General features: G+C 34.3%; 15 protein-coding genes. 6 read left to right on the top strand and 9 right to left on the bottom strand.

Annotation, left to right across the window (positions count from 1 at the left end; genetic code table 11):
* Window positions 1–6 precede the first annotated feature (6 nt).
* Together M0Q24_RS06380 and M0Q24_RS06375 are read left to right on the top strand one after the other, a co-directional pair.
* The gene (locus M0Q24_RS06380; protein WP_295048590.1) at window positions 7–1719 is read left to right on the top strand and encodes a nitrite/sulfite reductase; all 1713 of its coding nucleotides are present in this window, start codon (window positions 7–9) and stop codon (window positions 1717–1719) included.
* Window positions 1719–2507, top strand: coding sequence for an ATP-binding cassette domain-containing protein (locus tag M0Q24_RS06375; RefSeq protein ID WP_295048589.1), 789 nt, complete (start codon window positions 1719–1721; stop codon window positions 2505–2507). Before M0Q24_RS06380 ends, M0Q24_RS06375 begins: the two co-directional genes overlap by 1 nt.
* Here the strand turns inward: M0Q24_RS06375 and M0Q24_RS06370 are convergent.
* Together M0Q24_RS06370 and M0Q24_RS06365 are read right to left on the bottom strand one after the other, a co-directional pair.
* The gene (locus M0Q24_RS06370; RefSeq protein WP_295048588.1) at window positions 2504–3178 is read right to left on the bottom strand and encodes a response regulator transcription factor; all 675 of its coding nucleotides are present in this window, start codon (window positions 3176–3178) and stop codon (window positions 2504–2506) included. The genes M0Q24_RS06375 and M0Q24_RS06370 overlap by 4 nt on opposite strands.
* Window positions 3175–4386 (bottom strand): PAS domain-containing sensor histidine kinase, encoded by a 1212-nt coding sequence (locus tag M0Q24_RS06365; protein ID WP_295048587.1) that lies wholly within the window; start codon window positions 4384–4386, stop codon window positions 3175–3177. The genes M0Q24_RS06370 and M0Q24_RS06365 overlap by 4 nt, the downstream gene beginning before the upstream one ends.
* Before the next feature lie 72 nt (window positions 4387–4458).
* On the opposite strand from M0Q24_RS06365, the gene M0Q24_RS06360 reads away from it, so the two are divergent.
* Both M0Q24_RS06360 and M0Q24_RS06355 read left to right on the top strand, forming a co-directional pair.
* Window positions 4459–5748: a flagellar hook-length control protein FliK gene (locus tag M0Q24_RS06360; protein ID WP_295048586.1), complete on the top strand. Its 1290-nt coding sequence runs from the start codon at window positions 4459–4461 to the stop codon at window positions 5746–5748.
* Window positions 5745–6002, top strand: a complete 258-nt coding sequence (locus tag M0Q24_RS06355) for an EscU/YscU/HrcU family type III secretion system export apparatus switch protein (protein ID WP_295048585.1) — start codon at window positions 5745–5747, stop codon at window positions 6000–6002. The genes M0Q24_RS06360 and M0Q24_RS06355 overlap by 4 nt, the downstream gene beginning before the upstream one ends.
* A 202-nt stretch (window positions 6003–6204) precedes the next feature.
* Here M0Q24_RS06355 and polA read toward each other — a convergent pair whose 3' ends face one another.
* The 7 genes from polA to M0Q24_RS06320 all read right to left on the bottom strand — a co-directional run bounded on the left by polA (window position 6205) and on the right by M0Q24_RS06320 (window position 14402).
* On the bottom strand, window positions 6205–8922 hold the full coding sequence (gene polA / locus M0Q24_RS06350) for a DNA polymerase I (RefSeq protein ID WP_295048584.1): 2718 nt from the start codon (window positions 8920–8922) through the stop codon (window positions 6205–6207).
* A gap of 59 nt (window positions 8923–8981) precedes the next feature.
* Window positions 8982–10517 carry a diguanylate cyclase gene (locus M0Q24_RS06345; protein ID WP_295048583.1) on the bottom strand — a complete coding sequence of 512 codons (1536 nt, stop codon included), beginning with the start codon at window positions 10515–10517 and terminating at the stop codon, window positions 8982–8984.
* Between the two features lie 78 nt (window positions 10518–10595).
* On the bottom strand, window positions 10596–11306 hold the full coding sequence (locus M0Q24_RS06340; RefSeq protein WP_295048582.1) for a sulfite exporter TauE/SafE family protein: 711 nt from the start codon (window positions 11304–11306) through the stop codon (window positions 10596–10598).
* A 9-nt stretch (window positions 11307–11315) separates the two neighbouring features.
* Window positions 11316–11822, bottom strand: coding sequence for a hypothetical protein (locus M0Q24_RS06335; protein WP_295048581.1), 507 nt, complete (start codon window positions 11820–11822; stop codon window positions 11316–11318).
* Window positions 11823–11997: 175 nt separating this feature from the next.
* The gene (locus M0Q24_RS06330) at window positions 11998–12828 is read right to left on the bottom strand and encodes a tyrosine-type recombinase/integrase (protein ID WP_295048579.1); all 831 of its coding nucleotides are present in this window, start codon (window positions 12826–12828) and stop codon (window positions 11998–12000) included.
* Window positions 12806–13801 (bottom strand): hypothetical protein, encoded by a 996-nt coding sequence (locus tag M0Q24_RS06325; RefSeq protein ID WP_295048577.1) that lies wholly within the window; start codon window positions 13799–13801, stop codon window positions 12806–12808. Before M0Q24_RS06325 ends, M0Q24_RS06330 begins: the two co-directional genes overlap by 23 nt.
* Before the next feature lie 4 nt (window positions 13802–13805).
* A complete protein-coding gene (locus tag M0Q24_RS06320) occupies window positions 13806–14402 on the bottom strand; it encodes a hypothetical protein (RefSeq protein WP_295048575.1) in 597 nt (198 codons plus the stop codon).
* A 126-nt stretch (window positions 14403–14528) separates the two neighbouring features.
* Here M0Q24_RS06320 and gatC point away from each other — a divergent pair, with 126 nt between their 5' ends.
* Together gatC and M0Q24_RS06310 are read left to right on the top strand one after the other, a co-directional pair.
* Window positions 14529–14819 (top strand): Asp-tRNA(Asn)/Glu-tRNA(Gln) amidotransferase subunit GatC, encoded by a 291-nt coding sequence (gene gatC, locus M0Q24_RS06315; protein WP_295048573.1) that lies wholly within the window; start codon window positions 14529–14531, stop codon window positions 14817–14819.
* A 15-nt stretch (window positions 14820–14834) separates the two neighbouring features.
* The gene (locus tag M0Q24_RS06310; protein WP_295048571.1) at window positions 14835–15917 is read left to right on the top strand and encodes a type IV pilus twitching motility protein PilT; all 1083 of its coding nucleotides are present in this window, start codon (window positions 14835–14837) and stop codon (window positions 15915–15917) included.
* Window positions 15918–15965 lie beyond the last annotated feature (48 nt).

Raw genomic sequence — 15965 nt, 5'->3', positions numbered from 1 at the left:
ATTTTTATGCAAAGCCAAAAAGAAGTACAAAAACTAAATAAGCGAGAGAGATACAAAGCGAGACTCAAACCCATAGAGTACTTTAAAGAGTTTGAAGATCTAGACTTTGAAAACCTAGCCGAGGGCGATAGATTTTTCCTCCAAGACTTTGGGATCTTTACTACTGACTTTTTAGAAGATGAGTTTACTATGAGACTTCGAGTTCCTGCTGGTAGGATCACTACTGAGCAGTTTTGCCATATTGCCGATGTGGTTGAGGAGTACGATCTAACTCTTATAACAACTGCAAGAGCTGGACTACAACTTCACGATCTCGAAGCTGATGATGTCTTAGCTATTTGGAAGAAAATGAACTCCCACGGGCTTACAACTTGGCAAAGCATAGGCGACAACATCCGTAACATTGTAAGCGATGTCTATGATGGTTGTGGATCTTACAGCGTTATAGAGGTCTACCCTATAGTTGAGAAGATGCAAGAATATATAGTAAAAAATCCACGCTATGTTGGAATGTTACCTCGTCGTGTCTCCATTGGCATAAGTGGAAATAGTGCTAGCGTTACCTCGTTTTTTGCAAACGATCTCTACTTTGCACTTGCAAAAAAAGATGACGTATATGGGTTTAATGTCTATATGGGCGGAAAAAATACAGAGATAGCCGAGGATGCAGGTATATTTCTGCTTGAGGGTGAAGTTTTTGACTTTTTTAAAGCCTTTGTAGAGGCTTTTTATCTTCATGGATCTCGCTTTACAAGATCTAGAACTCGCCTCTTCTATCTCATAGAAGAGATTGGTCTTGACGCTCTTAAAGCTCACATCCAAAAAGAGTATGGCAAACCTTTTAACAGCGGCGGAGAGATTGTACTAAAGAAGCGTGTCTTCTTACCACATGAAGAGTTAAAAGATGGAACATTTTCTTACTGTTACCAGACTGACTTTGCAAGACTTAGTGTAAAAGAGATAAGAGATCTAGCAGACTTTGCAAGTAAAAATAGTGTAGAGATGAGAATAGGCATAGATCAAAATATCTACCTTTTAGGACTAAAAGAGCCATCAACTCCATTTGCATCTCCTAAAGAGAGCTCTACCATCATAGCCTGTGCAGGAAGCCTTTGCCCCTACTCTTTTTGGAGCATCAAAGATGAGACAAAGTACATTCCACTCTCTCGCATAGCAAAGCATGGCATAACAGTTGGTTTTTCTGGTTGTATAAAAGGTTGTGGACGACATAGACACACTGACATCGGGCTTGTTGGGTTAAAAACAAACAACTTTGGCGACACAGATGGCGGAGCTAGGATCTTTATAGGTGCAGTTCACACAACTGGAAAAAGTGTTGGGCGAATGCTTTTTTCCATGGTTCCTTTTGTACATCTCTACGAAACTCTAGACCTTATCATCGACTTTTATGAGCTAAGCGGATATAGCAACTTTGAAGAGTTCTCAGACAATATACTCAGCAAGTTCTCAGAGGAGTTTTTAGCCATCTGGATCTTAGCAAGTTTGCAAACAGACAAAACTATAAAGCTAGATCCAACAGCCTCAGGTTTTGCTTATGAAAAAGCTCTCTTACTAGAGCACTTTAGTGATGTTGACTTTATTGAGCCAATAGAGGAAGATTTTTCACATGCCATAAGTGCAATGGCTAAAAAACTCTGGACTGTTGCAGGAGAAGATCCAACTTACAAGCCCAACATTGATAGAGTAAAATTTCGTTAATGTTTATAATTGACTTTGAAAACATCTATGCTGGATATGATGATGGGGATGTACTAAAAGCAGTAGATCTTAAGATAAAAGAGGGAGAAAACTGGGCTATTTTAGGATCTAATGGATCTGGCAAATCTACACTTTTAAAACTCATCATGTCAGAATTGCATCCTCGCAGATCTCATAAGCATAAAAAAGAGGTTTTTTCAAAGAGTCGCTACTCCATCTTTGAGCTAAAAGAGAAGCTTGGCATCATTACAAATGATCTGCACAACTATTTCTTGCACTCAGGTGGGCACTTAAGTGCTTACGATGTGGTTTTAAGTGGATATTATAGCTCCATCGGAACATTCAAGCATCAAAGTTTTTGCGAAGAACAACAAAAAAAAGTCTTAGAGACTCTAAAAGAGCTTGAAATACTTCACCTAAAAGACAAAAAAGTAAGTCAGATGTCCACAGGTGAACTAAGACGGTGCATAATAGCAAGAGCGTTGATACACAATCCAAAAGCTTTTATATTAGATGAGCCAACAGTAGGACTAGACATAAAAGCACAGATAAACTTTATAAAACTCTTAAGAAAACTCTCTAAAAATCACTCCATCATCTTAGTTACACACCACATAGAAGAGATCTTCGATGAGATAAGTCACATAGCACTAATTTACAACAACACCATCTATAAAAGCGGTCTAAAAGAAGAAATCCTAACAAGTGAGAATATTTCAAAAACATTTGGTGTGGATCTTGTGATAAATGAGAAAAACGGCAGGTTTTATATAGAAGAGATTTTTTAAGAGAAAAACCTAAGCTTATACCCTACCCCTTTTATATTTATAATGAGCGTTTTTGAGGTTTTAGCTCTTAATCTACGCACAAAAGTTCTAAGCCTCTCATCACTCACACTCTCATCCCAAACACTTATCTTTATTGTCTCATCATCTATAATGCTATTTTCATTTTCTACTAAGAGTTTTAAGAACTTGTTTTCATTTTTAGAAAGTGAGACATATCTAAAGTCTTTGTAAAGAGCGTGAGTGGTTTTGTTGTAGCTAAAACCTTCACAAAGTTCTACTGTTTTACTACCCAATTCATCGGCTATGGAACTTATATAGCTAAGTATCTCATCTGGCTCGTAAGGCTTTAAAAAGTATTTTGCGACACCAGTATCTATGGCACCTAAAAATTTCTCTTTATCACTAAAAGCACTTAATATTATAATTGGTATATTTTGATTTATTTTTTTTATCTCATTAGCCATCTCTAAGCCATTCATGTTTGGCATATTTATATCTGTAATAACTATATCTGGCGAGATCTTCTCAAACATTTCTAAGCCATCTCTGCCATCTTTTGCTATAGTAAAACTGTAAAAACTGTCGCCTATTGCTTCTTTTAAAAGCCTTGCAATATTCTCTTCATCTTCTACAAAAAGGACTCTTAAACTCTTTAGTGACTTATCTTTCATATCTTACTCTTTACTAGGGGGATCTTTATACTAAAAGTTGTTACACCTTTTTTACTACTAACATCAAGATCTCCATCAAGACCTTTTTGACAAATCATCTTTGACATAAAAAGCCCCAAACCTGTTCCGCTACTTTGATGTTTAGTTGTAAAGTAAGGCTCAAAAATATTCTCAATATTCTCTTTTTGGATCCCACCTGCATTATCTTGGATCTCTATATGAGCAAAACCATCTTCCTTTGTTAGTGTAATGCTTATTTCTCGTATAAGAATTGCCTTAGTTATAAAAGCATCTTTAGCATTTTTTATAAGGTTGATTATGACTTGCGTTAGCTCATTTTGGATACCAAGCACTTCTATTTTTTCAAGTTTCACTTTAACACTTATCATATTCTCTACTATCATCTTATCTAAAAGACTAAGAGCCTCTTCTATGCTTTCATTTACAAAAAATAGATGTTTTTCTTTTTGTGGATTAAAAAAGTTTGTAAAGTCTTCTATGGTCTCGGACATATTTTTTAAAATGTTTTTACTCTCATCGTAAAACTCTATAAGTTTAGCTTCATCACTATTTTGAGCCGCTTTTTTCATACTAAAGAGAGTTAGGTTAAGCTCTGTGAGTGGTTGTCTCCATTGATGAGCAATGTTAGCTATCATCTGACCGAGTGAAGCTTGGCGAGATTGTAAAAACATCACTTTTTGCTTCTGCTCATTTTTGTTTACTTCTTCTTTTATGCGTTTTTCCAATGTCTCATTTAACTCTTCAAGCTCTTTAGTTTTTCTATGAACTCTAAGCTCAAGCGTCTCATTTAGATCTTGAAGTTGCTTCTCTTTTTTTAGAAGTTCTTCTTTGTAAAATACCTCTTTTGTGACATCGTAGCGAATAGCTATGAACTCTACTATCTCTTCTTTATGGTCTAAAATTGGAATTACTGTTGTATTAACATAAAAAGTAGATCCATCTTTTGCACGGTTTTTTACTGTATTTTTATAGACTTTTTTAGACTTTATTGTCCTCCATAGATCTTCAAACTTTTCTTGTTCTACATCTGGATGTCTTACAATATTGTGGTTAAAACCTATGAGTTGTTCTTTTGTATATCCTGAGATCTTACAAAACTCATCATTAACAAAAGTTATGATGCCCTCTGTGTCAGTTTTGGAGATGATATTGCTTTTTTCTATGGCATTTTTATATTGTTCTAGCATGATAAAGCAATTATATCACAGCAAAATTATTTGAGTATTGATATTTTACGTATTTATCTGATATACTAATTTATGCTAAATATCACTACAAATACAAAATTAGATATTATCCTACCAAGCACCAACAAAGCCCTAAGAGAAGTGCTTAAAAATGCAACTCCTAAAGAGCTTGAAGCACTAAGTTCTGGCAAAGATCTAAAGTCAGTTTTAAACTCACTTTTAAAACAAAGTTCACAAAGTAGTGCATCTGACAAGACTTTACTTCAACTACTAAAACAAAACCCAACTCTAAAAAATCTAGGGAATGTCTCCTCTAGCATCAAAGATCTACTCTCCTCTATAAAGTCAGATGAAAAAGCACTTCCTCTTCAAAAAGTGTTAAAAAGTTTTTTAGTAGATATTAAAAATTTAAATGAAAAAGATGTAAAAGCAAAACTTACAAACTCAGGAGTCTTTTTAGAGTCTCGCCTAAAAAATGCTCAAAATCCACAACTTGAACTTAAAAATACACTCACAAAACTCCAAGCCTTAGTAGATAAAAGTTCAGTCTATGAAGTAAAGTCACTAACAAAACACATACAAACTCTTCTAGAATCCCCAATACTTAAAAACGCAACAAATCAAGCCCTACTCCAACCTCAAGCTGACAACAAACAACTACTTACTCTTCTATCACGAGGAGTTGAGAAGATCTTACAAACTTTAGAATCAAACATAAAAGAAGTAGATCCAAAGCTAGCAGATCCAAAAAAAATTGATGTACTTTTTTCAAAAGAAGTAAAGAGCGAGATCACAAAACTAAATGCACTAGACACTCCACTAAAACTACAATCTGCCCAAAATGTAAAAGAGATCGTTGCAAATGACTTAAAGTCGCTTTTGCTTCAAACTAAAGAAGAAGTATTAAAGTCAAGCAGTCCAAACCAAGCGGAGATATTAAAAAACATAGATAAGTTAGCCCTTCAAATAGACTATTATCAACTCATCTCACACCTCTCAAACTCCTCATCTTTATATCTTCCTTTTTCTTGGCAAGAGTTAAAAGATGGACAAATTGAGCTTAAAAAAGATGTGGATGATAAGTTCTACTGCGATATCTCACTAAATCTTGTAAACTTTGGAGAGTTAAACCTAAAGCTTGTTTTATATGAAGAAAACCAACTAAATATAAAGATCCTCTCAGATAATCAAGAGTTAAAAGAGTTAGTAAAAGAGAATATTCCCTCACTTAGATCTGCACTAATTGGCTCTAACATTACACCAAGAGAGATCCGCATTCAAGACGCTACAAAAAAAGTACCTACCAATGTTTATGAGGCAAGCGTACAAAGTATAAACATAGGTTTTGAGATAAAAGCATGAGAAAAAAAGCAGCAGCACTTAGATACGACACCAATAAAGAGTCAGCTCCTAGGGTTACAGCAAAAGGCGAAGGCGAAGTTGCAAACAACATCATAAAAATAGCACAGCTTCACAATCTCCCCATACAAAAAGACGAAGATCTCATAGAGCTACTCTCTAAAGTAGAGCTAGACAAAGAAGTCCCAGAAGCACTATACAAAGCAGTAGCAGAGGTTTTTAGTTTTATATATAAGACTACAAGAGATAAAAAATAAGTATAAGAATTTTTTGGAACCGCGAATTTTAGGAATGCAAGTCAATGGAATTTCGCACAGTGTTTAGGGGCTAGTGCTACAGTAAAGCCTAAAAGCCCCGAATAAATTCGCGGTTCCGCAAAGAGTTGTGAAGTTTTTTGGAAGCGATGCTTCAGCTTCGCATTTTAGGCTTTTAAATCGCCATTTCTAAAAACAAGATTACTTATTTAAGCTCGCCCCAGTTATTACCGATATTTACATCGGCTTTTAATGGAATTCTTAACTCATAAACATCTTGCATGATTTCTTGAAATCTCTTAGCTAAAACTTCCGCCTCACTCTCTTTTACTTCAAAGATAAGCTCATCATGGATCTGCAGTAGCATTCTAGCTTCAAGTTTTTCATCTCTTATAACTTTTGCTATCTTGTTCATTGCAAGTTTTATAATGTCTGCTGCACTTCCTTGAAAGACGCTGTTTACTGATTCTCTCTCATATGCAGCTTTAAACATTGGAGTTGCACTCTCATAGTCAAAGTAGCGTCTTCTGCCAAGAAGTGTCTCAACATAACCTTGAGTTTTTGAGAGATCTACTATGCTTCTAAAGTAGCTCTTTACTGTAGGGAATGACTCAAAATACTTCTCTATGATCTCTTTTGCTTCTTTAGTTGTAATACCTAGAGTATCTGAGAGTTTTTTCTGTCCCATACCATATAGAAGTCCAAAGTTTACAGTCTTTGCAACGCTTCTTTTACCCTTAGCTTCATCTTCGCCAAAGAGCACAACTGCTGTTTGGTAGTGAATATCTTTGTCATCTTTAAAAGCATCTACTAAGACCTTGTCTTGTGAGAAGTGAGCTAGTAGTCTAAGCTCTATTTGAGAGTAGTCAATGCCTATGAGTTTGTTTCCACTAGATGCCACAAAAGCCTCTCTGATTCTAAGCCCTAACTGACTTCTAGCTGGTATATTTTGAAGGTTTGGGTTTTTTGAGCTTAGTCTTCCTGTGGCAGTTCCAGTCTGAACAAAAGAGGTGTGAACTCTGCTATCTTCATGCTCTTTACTTAGTTTTAAGAGTGGCTCTATGTAGGTTGAGAAGAGTTTATAAACCTCTCTATATTCTAAGAGCATTGCAATGATCTCATGTGCATCTTTTAGTGAACTTAGAACTTTTTCATCAGTTGAGTAGCCTGTTTTTGTTTTTTTACCAGTTGGTAGTCCCAAATGTTCAAAAAGTATAACGCCCAACTGCTTTGGAGAGTTAATGTTAAACTCACTTCCAGCTTGAGAGTAAATGTCTTTTGTAAGCCTTGTTAACATCTCTTTTATCTCAACTAAAAACTCTTCTAAAAATGAACCATCAACTCTGATCCCAGCTTGTTCCATGTGTAGAAGTGTTGTTATAAAAGGAACTTCAACTTCCATAGACTCAGCTATAAGATGCTCGGCATCTTGAAGTTTTAGGCTCTGGTTAAAGAGATGAAAAAGTTTTAGAGTTATAAATGCATCTTCAGCAGCATAGATAGTTGCATCTCCTAGTTCAACTGAGACAAAAGTCTCGCCTTTTTTTACACTCTCTTTAAATGTTACCATTGTGTGACCAAGAAGTTTATCTGAGAGTTTATCGAGGCTTAAAGCACTCTCTGGGTTTATTAGCCACGCGAGGATCATACTGTCTGCATAGACTTCAAATCTATCTTCATTTAAGAGCTTAGAGATAAAGTGCAGATCAAACTTGATGTTATGACCAACTACTTTACTCTTAAAGATCTGCTTTATTGCATCTGCTGCATCTTGTTCGCTAACTTGCTCAGGAACGCCTAAGTAAGAGTGAGCAAAAGGAACATAAAAAGCCTCTTTGTCATTAAATGAAAAGCTAAAACCTACAATAAAATCTTTTTCATGATCTAGTCCAGTTGTCTCAGTATCAAAAGCCACTATAGTTTGCGGTGTAATAGACTTTAAAACACTTTTTAACTCTTGTGGATCTGTTATAAGCGTAGCAAAAAAATCGAGTTTTTTACTCTCTTTTTTCTCTTTTGCTAACTTTTCATCTGCTTTTTGTTCTATCTCATCTGTTAGTATATCTTTAGCTTTTAGAGATCTTATTATGGCATTTTGTTCATACTTTACAAGCTCATCATATATGTTTAAAAATGGATGTTCTATATCCATCTTATACTCTTCAAAGTCAAGTGCATCTAGGACATCATCACGAAGAGAAACTAGCTCTTTTGACATAAAAGCACTCTCTTTTGACTCTATAAGTTTTTTTTGGTTCGCTCCATTTACAAGATGAACATTCTCATAGATAGTCTCAAGAGATCCAAACTCTTTTAAAAGTTTTTCAGCCCCAACTTTTCCAATGCCTTTTACTCCCGGAACATTATCAGCACTATCGCCTAAGATGGATTGGTAATCTATAAACTGCTTTGGCGAGACACCATACTTATCAAAACAAGCCTCTTCATCCATAACTTTTTTCTTAATTGCATCTACGACAACAACTCTTCCATCATCTATGAGTTGATAGAGATCTTTGTCATGCGAAACTATGCGAACTATGTAGTCTTTCTCTCTTGCATATTTTACAACTGTAGCGATGATATCATCTGCTTCAAAACCACTATATCCTAGTGTTTTATAGCCCATCTTGTCTATCCAGTCTATGGCAATTGGGAGTTGCATTGTTAGCTCTTCTGGTGGAGCTTGGCGATTTGCTTTATAGTTTGGATCTATTTCATTTCTAAAAGTGTCGCCTTTGCTGTCGATGGCAAAGATCAAATAGTCACTATCGTGTTGCTTTTGAAGTGTTGATATGAAGTTCGTAAAACCTGTTAAAAGTCCTGTAGGAAAGCCATCTTTGTTCTTTAAGTGTTGTGGAAGTGCATAAAAACTACGAAAGAAAAAACCAAAGGTATCTATAACAGTTACAACTTTACTCATTTAGTTTTTCTCTTGTTTTGCATATTCATATTAAGGAGCCTTTTTTTAGATTTATTATATCAGTTTTTATGAAACACTACGCGGTTTTTACCTAGTTTCTTCGCTTCATACATAGCTCTGTCGGCACATTTTAAGATCTCTTCAAGATTATTCCCATCTCTAGGAATTATTGCCACACCAATACTAGCTCGCACTTGATGTTTGTACTCTTTTACAATAATTGGTTTATTTATCTCTTGTAAAATTCTCTCAATAAGAGCATCAAAGTGAACAAAATTATCTTCTCTTTTATCTTGTCCTCTTACTAAAACAACAAACTCATCTCCGCCAATTCGTCCTGCTACATCAAAACTTCTGATAGAGTTTAAGAGTCTATTTGCCACACTCTTTAAAACTTCATCTCCATGATCGTGTCCTTGTGTGTCGTTAATAATCTTAAAGTCATCTAAGTCAACAAAAAGAAGTGCTGACTCGGTGTTATTTCTTTTTGCATAGTTTATCTCTTGTGAGATTTTTTCATAAACATTTTGTCGGTTTGCAAGACCTGTTAGTGTGTCATAAAAAGCAAGATGTTCTATCTCTTGGAGCTTTATTTTCATAAGAGTAATATCTCTATCTATCCCTCTATAACCAAGTAGATTTCCTTTTTCATCACAAAATGGAGATCCTCTTGTCAATATATGCACATCTTTGCCATTTTTGTGTAAAAGAGTGTGCTCAAGGTTTACTATTTTTTCTCTTTTGCTTGAGAGTTCAAAAAATTCTTTAGAAACTCTTTTTGCTTCATCTTTATTCATAAAGTCAAAAGGTTTTTTACCTATAATTTCGCTTGGTTCAAACCCAATTATTTTCTCAGATTGTGGGCTAACATATGTATAAATAGCCTGTTCATCTATCTCCCAAACAAGGTCATCACTACTCTCTACAAGTTGCTGAAATCTATGTTCACTCTGCTCTATAAGTCTTATTTTTTTAAATTCGTATCTCTTTAAAATAAAGTACAAAAAGATTATAAAAGAGATTATTGCCAGAGTACTCATAATGGCTGTTTGATAAAGAGGTTTCATGTGAAGACTATATGGTTGTTCTACCACAAGCCCCCAGTTTGTTCCTTTTATAGGCGTATATGATGCGAGTGTTTTTTGACCTTTATAGTCGTATTCAACACCAACACCACTCTTTTGCTCTAAAGCATTTCTCATAGGAGTTGCAATATTTAAATTATTTATCTCAATATTTGGTGGTTTCTCTTTTGAGTAGGCTAAAAATTTTATATATTTGCCATCTTTAACTCCAAGAAGATACTCTAGCTCAAGATCTACTTGAATAATTGAGTTAAAAGTTTTTTGTACTTGAAAGATTGTTGCATTTGATGCTTTGTTATTAAAATCTTGCTTTATATAATATTCTTTATCAAAAGTTGCCACATTGGAAATCATACTAGCCATAGAGTATGTTTTCTCTAGAAGAAAGTTCTTTTTCTCATAAATAAGCTTATCAAAAAGATAAAAACTAAAGAGCATCACAAGCGTCAATATAGGGGTGACTATAACAAGTAATATTTTTAAAAAATCTCTATTAAATTTCTTATTCATAACATATTCCTTAAATAAATCCTACTCTCATTTAAATATGCAAAAACTTAATATTCAGAGATAAATTTTTTATCTGACTTAAGTGTGACACTCTGTAAGAGATTTCTCTGGATTTGCAATATAGTCATATCCATTATAAATAGTGTATGCGCCATATAAAATAACCGCAATGGAAGCAAGACTCATCATCATATTTCTAAAACTAGTGGCACTTGTCAGAGTTGCTAAAAACCCAAGACCAAACATTGCAGGAATGGTGCTAAGTCCAAAGATAGCCATAACCAAAGCTCCATAGAGTGGACTTGCTGTACTTGCAGCTGTGATGGCAAAGAAGTAGACAAAGCCACAAGGAAGAAGCCCATTTAACATTCCAAGGATAAAAAAACTAAGATTTGATTTTGAGTTTAGAACTTTTTTAAAAGCATTTTTATAAAGAGATGATGAAGAAAAAGAGTGTTCTATAAGAGTTAAAAACTTAATCTTACCCATCAAAGATAAACCTGCTAGTATCATGGCAATTCCAGCAAATACTAGCAAAGCTCCATTTGCATTGTTTGAAAAAGTAATAACCCCACCAAGTGCCCCAAACATAGCCCCTAAGATAGAGTAAGTAAAAACTCTACCAAAAGAGTAGAGAAGATGTGCAAAACTTTGTGAGATCTTAGAGCTCTCTGGCTCTATCTTTATAGTAGAATATGCTAAGACTATCCCTCCACACATACCAATACAATGCCCAAATGAGCCAAGAAACGCTATACTAATAATGGTTAAAATATTTACTGTTTCCATAATTTCTAGTTATTTTCCTAAGAGTTTTTTTCTAATGTGAGGATTGTTAAGAGTCTCGCCTCTTAGCATTCTTAGTCGCATTGTATCAAAATCTACGCGACCATTTGCTTTTTTTTCATAAGCTCCAAATCCATAACCCATAGGAGTCTCATCAGTAAGTGAGTAAAAGGCAAGACTCGCATCTATATACCTTTTACTGTCCCTACTCATAACCCAAATAACTGCTTCATCTCTAAATGGTTTATCGTCAAGCCATTTTACAAAACCGCCATGGTCGTGAAAAAACCAAGTTTTACCACTAGGGGAGATAACTTGTGAAACATCTCTTAAGTCATCAATAACCATCCCACAATCACTATCTTGATACTTGTTAACAACAAGTTCATATGGAAGCTTTTGTAGGTTGTTTTCTTTTATAACTATCATTTGATTTTTAGATGCAAGGAGCAAAAATACGCTAACAATGAGTACAACAAGAACAATAACAACAATAAAAGGGATTAATTTTTTTATCATATACAAAAACTCCAAAATAACATAAACCAAACTAAATAACTAAAACTATTTGAAAATTCAAATATAAAAATCATAAATATCTAAATAAAAACTATATAAAGCATCTCTTTTTTGCTTAAAAAATAAGAATTAAAATTATATCTATTATGCTATGAGATAGATATTAAACACTACATTAGGCTAAAGGATGACAAACTTCCACTGTATTTTTGAGATCTTGCTTTTGTATGTGTGTATAGATCTGAGTAGTCAAAAGTGATGAGTGACCTAGAAGTTCTTGAACAACTCTTAGATCTGCACCACCACTAATAAGTGCGGTTGCATATGAGTGTCTTAAAACATGAGGCGAGACTCCTAGGTACTTTTGCGTTATCTTATATGCTGAGATTCTACTAAGTGGATCTAGCTTGTAGTTTATCCATACTTTTTGAGTATCTTTTGGTCTCTCTTTTATGTACTCATTTATAGCCTTTATAGCTATTTTTGCAATTGGAACTATGCGTTCTTTTTCTCCCTTAGCGTGACTAATACGAAGCCAACCATCTTCTAAATCTTGAAGTTCTAATGCTAAACACTCACTAATCCTAGCACCAGAAGCGTACAAAAACATTAAAAGAGCATAGTCTCTTAAACCTAACCATGAACTCTTATCTATTAGTTTTAGTGAGCTTTGGATCTCTTCATATGAGAGAAACTTTGGTAGTAGTTTTGGGATCTTTGCAAACTTCTGTTTTGTTTTTTGCTCACTAAAATGACTTTTATAACAAAAATCAAAAAAAGCATTTATGGAGGAGAGTTTTCGGTTAAGTGTTCTTTTGTTTGTGTATTTTGTTAAAAAAAAGAGGATGTTTTTTGTATCGAGGTTTATAAGAGGTTTTTTAAGTTCTTCTTCTATGGAGATAAGGTCACTCATATAAGCTTCAACGCTCTTTTGGCTTAGTGCTTTTGTAACACTAATGTACTCCAAAAAAGCTTCTAACTCATTACTCAAGTGAGATGTATTCATCTTTTACATAGAAGAGTTTGTCTGCTTCAAAAACAAAACCATCTTCTATATCAACTTCATAGATAGTATGAGTTTGTAGATCTCTTGAGACTTCTATGAGATAGCCTTGTTTTTCAAGTATATACAACTTGTCATTATGGATAATAAGTCCTAAAAAGTGAGCAAATGGAAATTTAATCTTTGCAATAAGTTGCAAGTCTGGCGTCAAAGATATAACTTCACCCTCTTTTGTAGTGATAAAGATCTCTTTTTCAAGATGAACGATATCACGCATCTCATAACTTACCCTGACCTCTTTAGCAGCCATTGAGAGGATTTTTGTTGAAGTTGCTGCTATTAGTTTGTTATCGACTACATTAAAGTAGATAACATTGTTAAAATTATCATCAGTAGATACTATAGTTGTTCTTAGTTTCTTTTTTGACTCAGAGTTTACGATAACTATCTTGCCATCAAGCGTTAAAAAAAGAACTAGATCATTCATAAAGTATGGATTTACAATTCTATCATCTACCGCTATTGATGGTGTACCTTGAACTTGAACTAAAAGAGAGTTTTGTGAGATGGAGTATAGAGCCATATCGTTGTTAGCAAATAAAACAGCCAAGATATCATCTTTTATACTCGCAGCTGCTATAGTTTTTTTGAGATTAAACTTCTTTGTCAATGTTTCATCTGCTATAAAATCAATCTTTAATTGCCCATCTATAGTTGAGCTTAAAACCCAACCATCACTACTTCCTAAGAGTCTATATGACTCATCTATCTTAACATCCAAGAGTCTATCTTGCAAAAGCACTTCTCTAGTCTCAAGCATAGCGGCATTGGATGCTACACTGGCGATCTTGCTATTTGCTTTTCCATAATAAGCCCAGTCATCTTTTACATCTTTTGGCTCAAAAACTTTTTTAGAGCTACACCCTAGAAAAACAAAAGATATGGAGATACTAAGTAGTAGTAGTAATTTTTTCAAAACTTTATTTCACTCCATAGTGCATAAGTGCGTTAGCAACATTTCTTAAAGATGATTCAGATGAGATCTGAGCTAATCTCTCGTGAGCTTTTTCTATCTCCGAATTACTCATATAAACAATAGCACTTTGAACTAAAGCTAAATCTTTATAAACTGCATCTTTTCTCAAAGCGTATGCGTCAAGAAGTTTAGCATCTTTAGCATCTTGTGCAAGCTCATAACTAGCTAGATCTGCTATCATCGTAGATGATGAGTTTGTTAGTTTTTTCATGCTTAACATATCTTTTTTTACAACTGCCTTTGAGTATATCCAAGCATCGTATAGATCTGTAGAGATACTTTTTATAGTAGAGAGTGCTTCAGAATTCTCGGCATCTTCACTTAAAATAGCTAAGGCTTTATTTACCTCTTTAATTTCAGACTCTTTATTGATATCATAAACTATATTTGCAGCAACTACCACAACAATAGCTACGAGAGCTCCAATAAGAAATTTTTTATATTTTTTAACAAACTTCTCAGTCATTACAGCTTTTTCAAAAAACTTTTCTTCAGAATTTAACTTTTCTTTTACCATGTCAATATCATTTTTTAGACTCAAAGATATTCCTTTATTGCTACATTATTTTATAAGTCCAAAATAATATCGCATAGTTTGTTAAAGTTTCATCAAACACATAGATATCTTTTGTTACAATCTTGTAAAATTATATAATCAAGGCGACAAATGCAAGTAAATGATGCACTATTAACCAAACTAGAAAAACTATCCTTTTTAAAGGTGTCACAAGACAAACGAGAAGAAGTTGTATCTCAGTTATCTGAGATTGTAAGCTTTGTTGACAACTTAAGTGAGTTAAATACTGATGGCATTGATGATAGTTTTGCTATGAGTGATAAAGGAACATATACAAGAGAAGATACTCCAAGTTGTGATAAAAACATAAACGAAGATATACTCAAAAATTCACCACAAAGTGATGATAACTTCTTTATAGTTCCAAAGATAATAGAGTAGAAAAAGGAGTTTTAGATGAGTGGGGAAGTAAAAAAAGTAGTAGATATAAAAAAACTACTAAAGAGTGTTTTAGCTTATGGATCTAGTGATCTGCACCTCGTTGTTGGAAGTGAACCGCAGATTAGGATTGACAAAGAACTTCGTCCTCTAAACTTAGCAGTTTTAAACTCAAAAGATATCGAAGAGATGTCTTACTCACTTATAGAAGACAAACAAAAAAAGGTATTTGAAGATACAAATGAACTTGATTTCTCTTTTGAACTTGAAGGAATAGGTCGTTTTCGTGCAAATTACTATCGTACCATGGGCGGGATAGCTTGTGCTTTTCGTATGATCCCTATAGATATTCCAACACTTGATGAGTATGGAAACCCTCCAATATTTAAAGAGCTTATAAAAAGAGAAAAAGGACTTATCTTAGTAACAGGTCCTACTGGTAGTGGTAAATCAACTACTTTAGCTTCAATGCTTCATGAGATCAACCTTACTGAGCGAAGACATATTATAACCATCGAAGATCCAGTTGAGTTTGTTCATAAAAACATAAAATCTCTTTTTTCTCAAAGAGATGTAGGAAACGATACAGCTTCTTTTGCTACAGCACTAAAGTACTCTCTAAGACAAGATCCAGATGTTATCCTAATCGGTGAGATGAGAGATGCAGAGACTATAGGTGCAGCACTAACTGCTGCAGAGACTGGTCACTTAGTTTTTGGAACTCTTCATACTAACTCAGCGCCAGGAACGATAAACCGTATCATAGATGTTTTTGATGGAGAGGCGCAAGCTCAAATCAGAGCACAACTATCATCCTCTTTGGTTGCTGTAATCTCTCAAACTCTTATACCAAGAGTAGGCGGAGGAAAGGTTGCAACTCAAGAGATTCTTATAACAAATCCAGCTGTACAAAACCTCATACGAGAAGATAAAGTGCATCAGTTATACTCACAAATGCAACTAAATCAAAAAGAGACTCATATGACCACGCAAACCCAACAGCTCTTAGAACTGCTACACAAGAAAGTTATAACAAAAGAAAACGCAATCAAAAACTCAAACAGACCTGAAGAACTTATGAAGATGCTAGGTGTTTTATAACCCTAGCGAGCTTTATCTCTCTCATTTTTATTTCATTTAGCGTCTCAT

The organism is Sulfurimonas sp. (assembly GCF_023228785.1).
Taxonomy (GTDB): Bacteria; Campylobacterota; Campylobacteria; order Campylobacterales; family Sulfurimonadaceae; genus Sulfurimonas.
This window is presented reverse-complemented; position numbering and strand designations above follow the sequence as displayed.